We start from the raw sequence: 5,332 nt of genomic DNA, 5'->3' as shown, positions 1-5,332 counted from the left end.
GTTGCGCCGCGGGAGGCACCATGACGCTCGACAGATTCGGCCTTGAGCACGCAATCGTTCGCCACTGTTCGCCCACGCTCGCGGGAATCAAGCCGGGATGCCTCTTCAACGTGCCCGGCAGCTTCTCGCCCAGCCCCGCCTGCGAACGAGGTCGCGCGCTTGACGCCCTCGTTGCCCGCGAGAACGAGGCCCTCGCCCCCAGCGGCGTGCGCGTGCGCGTTCTGGCCCGCCGCTCCTGCGGCGCGCTCGTGTTCGTGTATCGCCCGGAGCTCCTGGGCTCACACCTGCGCGAGGCACGCGTGGCCGAGCTGCTGCGCGGCTGGGGCTACGCCACGAATGGGCCGGGCTGGCTTGAGGGCGTTCTGGCCCAGCTGGGAGCACGTCTGCAGGCTCAGGCCTGCAGCGGCGAGTTTCCCCACGAGGTGGGGCTCTTCCTGGGCTACCCCACCGACGACGTCGTGGCCTTCATCGAGCACGAGGGGCGCGACTACCTGTGCTGTGGCTGCTGGAAGGTCTACTCGCACCCCGAGCGTGCGCAGGCCTGCTTTGCGAGCTACCGCCGCTGCACGCAGGCGTGCCTCGCCCTGCTCGAGACTGGCTCGACCGTAGCCGACCTCGCGAGCGGGCACGTGGCCATCGCGGCATAGGCAGCACAGATCGAATCCATACCCGAGACGCGGGTTGGCATAGGAAAGGATAAACAGATGAGCAAGGTAGCAGTGGTTTTCTGGAGCGGCACCGGCAACACCGAGACCATGGCAGACGCCGTGGCCGAGGGGGCTCGCACCGCCGGCGCCGAGGTCGACCAGGTACAGGCCACCGACTTCGACGCCAGCGCCGTGGCCGGCTATGATGCCGTCGCGTTTGGGTGCCCCGCCATGGGCGACGAGTCGCTCGAGGAGGATGAGTTCGAGCCGATGTTCGAGGCCGCCGAGGCACAGCTCCCCGGCAAGAAGGTTGGCCTGTTTGGCAGCTACGACTGGGGCACCGGCGACTGGATGGACACCTGGCGCGAGCGCACGGAGGGCGACGGCGCCGAGGTCGTGGCCACCGTCATCGCAAACCTCGAGCCCGACGACGAGGCCCTGACCTCCTGCAAGGAGCTCGGCGCCGCCCTGGCGTAGCTCGCGGGGCGTCTCTAGATAGTTAGGCGGCCGGAATCTGTCAGTGTAAACGGTTACACGTACGACGGCTTAATAGCAGAGAATCCCAAAACCCGCCAAAACGCATTTAAGGGATAGCCAAACACTCAGAAGCGAGGCCATTTCGGCCCACGCCAACGTAATAGGAGCCCCCGAAAGGCCGCCTCAGGCCCTTCGGGGGCTCCCTCATCGCACGTGTAACCGTTTACACTGACAACCTCGCGCGGCCAAACCTATTTGAGGTCGCCCTCATAGGGCAGGACCTCGGCCAGGTAGCCCTTCTCGCGCAGGGCCGCCTCGATCTCGTCGAGCTGCTCCTCGCTGTCAGCGGCAATGCGGTGGAAGTGGTAGCCACTCGTGACCGTGAGCAGCGGGTAGCTCTTCCCCGAGCGGATGTTCTCGAGGTAGCGCTCCACGTCACGGCGGTTGCGGATGTCGAGGTCGCCGGTGATCTTGCCGTAGACGCGGTGATTAACCATGACGTTAAGCACCGCCCCGCCCAGGTCGACGATGGTCGTGAGCTCGTCGGCAAGGTCATCGAGGCCGTGGCACACCTTCACGAGCCGCGTGGGCACCTGCGGCTCGCCCGAGCCGCCCAGTAGCACGTAGCCGCGGCTCGTCGCCACGATGTCATGGCCGTCGGCGCGCAGAAGCGCGATATCCTGCACCACAACCTGCCTGCTAACGCCCACCGCCTTGGCCAGCGAGCTGCCCGACACCGGCGTGGCAGACGCCTGCAGCTCGGCCACGATACGCTCCCTGCGCTCACCACCCTTCATCGGACCACCTCAGTCGCGGGCTCGCCCACCATGCGCAGGTGCTTGAGCGACAGGTCGAGGATGGGGGCGGAGTGCGTGAGCGCGCCTGACGAGATGTAGTCGACGCCCAGGTCTGCCAGGGCGCGGATGTTGCTCGCGTCGACGTTGCCCGAGCACTCGGTCTTGGCGCGGCCGTCGATGAGGGCAATCGCGGCGGCCATGTCGTCGTGGCTCATGTTGTCGAGCATGATGATGTCGGCACCGGCCTCGACGGCCTCGCGCACCATGTCGAGGTTCTCGCATTCGACCTCGACGGTGCAGGTAAACGACGCATGGGCGCGCGCGGCGGCAACGGCTGCGGCCACGCCGCCGGCGGCGTCGATGTGGTTGTCCTTGAGCATCACGGCCGTCGACAGGTTATAGCGGTGGTTACGCCCGCCGCCAATCGCCACGGCCGCCTTCTCGAAGACGCGCAGGCACGGCGTGGTCTTGCGCGTGTCGACGAGCGCGGTGCTCGTGCCCTCGAGCGCGGCGGCCATCCTGCGCGTGTAGGTGGCGATGCCGCTCATGCGCTGCAGGAAGTTGAGGGCCACGCGCTCGCCCGAGAGCAGCACGCGGGCGTCGCCGTACACGGTGGCGAGGCGCTGGCCGGCCGTGACCTCGTCGCCATCGGCCACCGTAGCCTCGACGCGCGTGGCGGGGTCGAGCAGCGCAAACGTGCGGGCAAAGACGTCGAGGCCGGCGATGACGCCGTCTGCCTTGGCGATGAGCTGCACCTCGGCGGCGCGGGCCTCGGGGCACACCGACGCCGTGCTCACGTCCTCGAAGGTGATGTCCTCACGCAGCGCCTGGGCGATGATGTCCTCGCCCACCAGCTTCAGGGCAATGGGATCCATCCCTCACGCCTCCCTCGCGGCCGCAGCCGCCTCGCTCGCAATGGTCTCGATGTCGACGGGCGCCTCGCCAAAGGCCAGGCCGCCGTCGTGGGCGCACGTGCCGTCGTGCTCGCACAGCTCGTCGATGGCAAGCGTACCATCGCCGGCCACGCGGTGGCGGCCGTCGAGCGCGGGCGAGCCCGCGACCTCGACGGGCAGCGACGAGCCGTCCAGCATGCGACGGGCCGCGCGACGCGCAAAGACGAGCGACTCGAGCAGGCTGTTGCTGGCCAGGCGGTTTTTACCGTGCACGCCATTGCAGCAGGTCTCGCCCGCGGCATAAAGGTGCGGCATCGTCGTGGCGGCGTCGCGGTCGACCCACACGCCACCCATGAAGTAGTGCTGCGTGGGCACCACGGGAATGGGCTCGCACACGATGTCGCGGCCGTCCTCGAGGCAGCGCTCGCGGATGTTGGCGAAGTGCCCGCGGATGACCTCGGGCTCGACGGGGCCAAAGCTCAGCCACTCGTGAGGCACACCCTCCTCGCGCATGCGCTTGGTGATGGCCGCGGCCACCACGTCGCGCGGCTGTAGCTCGTCGGTGAAGCGACGGCAGTCATGGTCGAGAAGGACGGCGCCCTCGCCGCGGCAGCTCTCGGAGATGAGGAACGTACGGCCCGGCTGCGGGCTGAACAGGCCCGTGGGGTGAATCTGCACGTAGTCGAGGTGCTCGAGGCGAATGCCATGCTTGCGGGCAATGTAGCAGGCATCACCCGTGAGCTGCGGGAAGTTGGTCGAGTGGTCGTACATGCCACCGATGCCGCCCGTGGCCCACAGGGTGTTGGCGGCACGAATCTCGAACGCCTCGGCCGTGGCGCCGAGCTCGTCTGCCGGCGTGGTCGAGGCGTCCTCGGACAGGGCCACGGCGCGCACGCCCACGCAGACCCGCTGGCCGTCCCGCTCCTCCACGAGGATGTCGCTCATGGCAACGTGCTCGAGGATGCGCACGTTGGGCAGGCGGCGCACGGCGGCAAGCAGGGTCGTCGTGATCTCCTTGCCCGTGATGTCTGCGTGGAAGCAGATGCGCGGGCGGCTGTGGGCGCCCTCGCGGGTAAACGCGAGCCCGCCGTCCTCGTCGCGCTCAAGGTCGCAGCCCAGCGCCACGAGGTCGTCGATGACCGAGCGGCTCGAGCGAATCATGATGTCCACGCTATCACGACGGTTCTCGTAGTGGCCGGCGGCCATCGTGTCGGCAAAGAAGGCCTCGTAGTCGCCCGCCTCGGGCAGCACGCAGATGCCACCCTGGGCGAGCATCGAGTCGCACTCGTCAACGTTGCCCTTCGACAGCATCACGACGCTCGTGCTGGTGGGCAGGTTGAGCGCCGCATAGAGCCCCGCGACGCCGCAGCCGGCGATGACCACGTCGGCGCCCATGTTCTCGTACTTCATGACCATCCCCTACCTTGCCGCGTACTCGAGCATGCGGTCGAGCGCGAGCTTGGCACGCTCGGCGGCCTCGGGCGTCACGTCGATGCTGACCTCGCCCGAGCCCGTGGCGAGGCAGCCCACGAGGTGGCGCAGGTCGATCATGTCCATGTTCACGCAGGTGGGACGCGTGGCCGGGAAGTAGAAGCGCTTGCCTGAGCCGGCCGTGCGGCGCTCGAGCTCGTAGAGCACGCCAGCGACCGTCACGATGATGAACTCGGAGGCATCGCTCTTCTCGGCATACGTGATGATGCCTGCGGTCGAGCCAATGTAGTCGGCCTCCTCGAGCACCTCGGCCTTGCACTCGGGGTGCGCGAGCACGAGCGCGCCCGGATGCTCAAGCTCGACGGTCTCGACCTGCTCGCGCGTGATCACGTGGTGGCGAGGGCAGTAGCCGGGGTTGAGGATGACGTTCTTCTCGGGCACCTGCTCGGCCACGTAGCGGCCCAGGTTCTGGTCGGGGATGAACAGGACGTTGCTCTGCGGCAGCTCCGAGACGATCTTGACGGCGTTGGACGAGGTCACGCAGACGTCGCTCCAACTCTTGATCTCGACGGTGGAGTTCACGTAGCAGACAACCGCAAGGTCGTCGCCATACTGCTCGCGCGCGGCGTCGACCGTCTCTTTCTTGACCATGTGGGCCATGGGACAGTCGGCGGCCGGCTCGGGCAAAAGCACCGTCTTGCCGGGGTTAAGCAGCTTGGCGCTCTCGCCCATGAACTCGACGCCCGCGAGCACAATGGTCTTGTTGGGCAGCGTGCGGGCGAGCTTTGCGAGGTAGAACGAGTCGCCTACGTAGTCGGCGACCGCCTGGACCTCGGGCGCAACGTAGTAGTGCGCAAGGATCACGGCGTCTCGCTTTGTCTTGAGGCGCTCGATGGCCTCCCTCAGCTCGGCGGGCACAAGCGCGGCGCGCTCGGCCGCGGTGGTGCACGAGCCCACGCCCTCGCTCACGAGGCGGGCGAGCTCGTCGGCCTCGCGGACCTGGTCGGCAGCGGCAGGCGCGACTGGCGCGTCCGTTACCTCGCCGACGGCGTCTGCCGGCGCGACGATCTCGCGGGCGTCGTCGCAG

Annotated in this window: 6 protein-coding genes; 2 read left to right on the top strand and 4 right to left on the bottom strand. The window is 68.0% G+C overall.

Going from position 1 to position 5,332, the window contains the following annotated elements; all coding sequences use genetic code 11:
- Together AC1VTH_RS06415 and AC1VTH_RS06410 are read left to right on the top strand one after the other, a co-directional pair.
- Nucleotides 1-647 (top strand): DUF3793 family protein (locus AC1VTH_RS06415; RefSeq protein ID WP_481335344.1); only part of this gene is annotated, 647 nt, incomplete at its 5' end.
- Between the two features lie 57 nt (nucleotides 648-704).
- A complete protein-coding gene (locus AC1VTH_RS06410; RefSeq protein WP_481335343.1) occupies nucleotides 705-1,124 on the top strand; it encodes a flavodoxin in 420 nt (139 codons plus the stop codon).
- Between the two features lie 251 nt (nucleotides 1,125-1,375).
- On the opposite strand, the gene AC1VTH_RS06405 is transcribed toward AC1VTH_RS06410, so the two are convergent.
- The 4 genes from AC1VTH_RS06405 to nadA are packed head-to-tail and all read right to left on the bottom strand — an operon-like array spanning nucleotide 1,376 to nucleotide 5,163.
- On the bottom strand, nucleotides 1,376-1,921 hold the full coding sequence (locus tag AC1VTH_RS06405; RefSeq protein WP_481333585.1) for a 3H domain-containing protein: 546 nt from the start codon (nucleotides 1,919-1,921) through the stop codon (nucleotides 1,376-1,378).
- Complete coding sequence (nadC, locus tag AC1VTH_RS06400; protein ID WP_481335342.1) at nucleotides 1,918-2,796, bottom strand: carboxylating nicotinate-nucleotide diphosphorylase; 879 nt, start codon at nucleotides 2,794-2,796, stop codon at nucleotides 1,918-1,920. The genes AC1VTH_RS06405 and nadC overlap by 4 nt, the downstream gene beginning before the upstream one ends.
- A gap of 3 nt (nucleotides 2,797-2,799) precedes the next feature.
- The gene (locus AC1VTH_RS06395; protein WP_481335341.1) at nucleotides 2,800-4,224 is read right to left on the bottom strand and encodes an L-aspartate oxidase; all 1,425 of its coding nucleotides are present in this window, start codon (nucleotides 4,222-4,224) and stop codon (nucleotides 2,800-2,802) included.
- Nucleotides 4,225-4,233: 9 nt separating this feature from the next.
- A complete protein-coding gene (gene nadA / locus AC1VTH_RS06390; RefSeq protein WP_481335345.1) occupies nucleotides 4,234-5,163 on the bottom strand; it encodes a quinolinate synthase NadA in 930 nt (309 codons plus the stop codon).
- Between the last annotated feature and the right edge of the window lie 169 nt (nucleotides 5,164-5,332).

Source organism: Parolsenella sp. (genome assembly GCF_982402205.1).
The sequence above is the reverse complement of the archived record's forward strand: the minus strand, read 5'-3'. Positions and strand labels throughout refer to the sequence as shown.